At 63.2% G+C, this 1,523-nt stretch carries 2 protein-coding genes; both read left to right on the top strand.

Going from position 1 to position 1,523, the window contains the following annotated elements; genetic code table 11:
- A partial coding sequence (gene lspA, locus AC1D0Z_RS21505) for a signal peptidase II (RefSeq protein ID WP_477660189.1) occupies positions 1-247 on the top strand: 247 nt, incomplete at its 5' end.
- A gap of 55 nt (positions 248-302) precedes the next feature.
- A partial coding sequence (locus tag AC1D0Z_RS21500; RefSeq protein WP_477660188.1) for a Na/Pi cotransporter family protein occupies positions 303-1,523 on the top strand: 1,221 nt, incomplete at its 3' end.

Genomic DNA, 1,523 nt, shown 5'->3' with positions numbered 1-1,523 from the left:
GTTTATTGTGTGGATGCTGCGCTCGCATGCCGGGCAAAAACTGTTTTCCTTCGCGCTGGCCTGCGTCCTGGGCGGCGCTGTCGGCAATGTCGTTGACCGCACCCTGCACGGCTATGTCGTCGATTTCCTGCAGTTCCATTGGCACGGCTGGTATTTTCCTTCGTTCAACGTCGCCGACGCTGCCATCACCATAGGCGCGGCCTGCCTTATCCTGGATGAGGTGCTTCGCGTGCGGCGCACCCGATAACCGTGGCCAAAGCGCTGGCAGCCACCCGGTTCAGGGGTATAGTGGCTCTGACCTTATGAAGCATTTGTTGAATCTTTTGGCAGCCATTGCGCTGCTCGTGTGGGGCACCCATCTCGTCCGTACCGGCATCCTGCGGGTGTTCGGTGCCAATCTTCGCCACGTGCTCGCAGTCAGCATCAGCAACCGGCTGGCCGCGGCGGTCTCGGGCATCGGGGTGACAGCCCTCGTGCAGTCCAGTACCGCCACCTCGCTCATCGTTTCGTCATTTGTCGGCCAGGGCCTCGTCACGCTGCCGCTCGCGCTGGCCGTCATGCTCGGGGCGGACATCGGCACCAGCCTGATGGCTGTGGTGTTCTCTTTTGATTTGTCCTGGCTGTCGCCGCTCTTTATCTTTGTCGGCGTCGTGCTGTTCATCTCGCGGCAAGACACCAACATCGGCCGTTTCGGGCGGGTGCTGATCGGCCTGGGCCTGATGCTGCTGGCCTTGCGGCTGGTCACGGCCTCCACCGAAGTTCTGACCCAGGCACCTGCCGTGAAAGCCCTGCTGGGTTCCCTCAGCAGCGACCTGCTGCTCGAGATCACCGCCGGGGCCTTCCTGGCCGTGGTCTCCTATTCCAGCCTGGCGATCGTGCTGCTCACCGCCACACTGGCCGCCTCGGCTGTCATCCCCATCGACGTGGCGCTGGGGCTGGTGTTGGGCGCCAACCTGGGCAGCGGGCTGCTGGCGGTACTGACCACACTGCGCTCGGCCGTCGAAGTGCGCCAGGTGCCGCTGGGCAACCTGTTTTTCAAACTGCTGGGCATTGCTGTCGCGGCGCCCTTCATCGGCCTGTGGTTGCGCCATGTGCGCCCTTACCTCGGCGAAGCCGCCACCGTGGTGGTGCTGTTCCATCTCACCTTCAACATGGTGGTGGGTGCCATGTTCATTGGCTGGACGCAGGTAATCGCGCGCTGGGTGGAGAAACTGCTGCCCAAGCCCGACAAAAACCAGGCCGGCGGCCGCCCCCATCATCTCGACCCTTCCGCACTGGCCACGCCGTCGCTGGCCATCTCCTGTGCAGCCCGCGAAGCGCTGCACCAGGCCGACGTGGTGGAAACCATGCTGCTGGGCGTGCTGGCTGTGATCCAGAAGAACGACCTCAAGCTGGCCGAAGACCTGCGCAAGATGGACGATGCGGTCGACGAGCTGTATTCATCGATCAAGTATTACCTCACCAAGATTTCGCGCGAAGCGCTGGCCGAGGAAGAAAGCCGCCGCTGGACGGACATCATCAGC

The sequence above is a fragment of the Polaromonas sp. P1_E3 genome, assembly GCF_056405935.1.
Note: the sequence above shows the minus strand (reverse complement) of the source record. Positions and strands in the feature narration are given on the sequence as shown.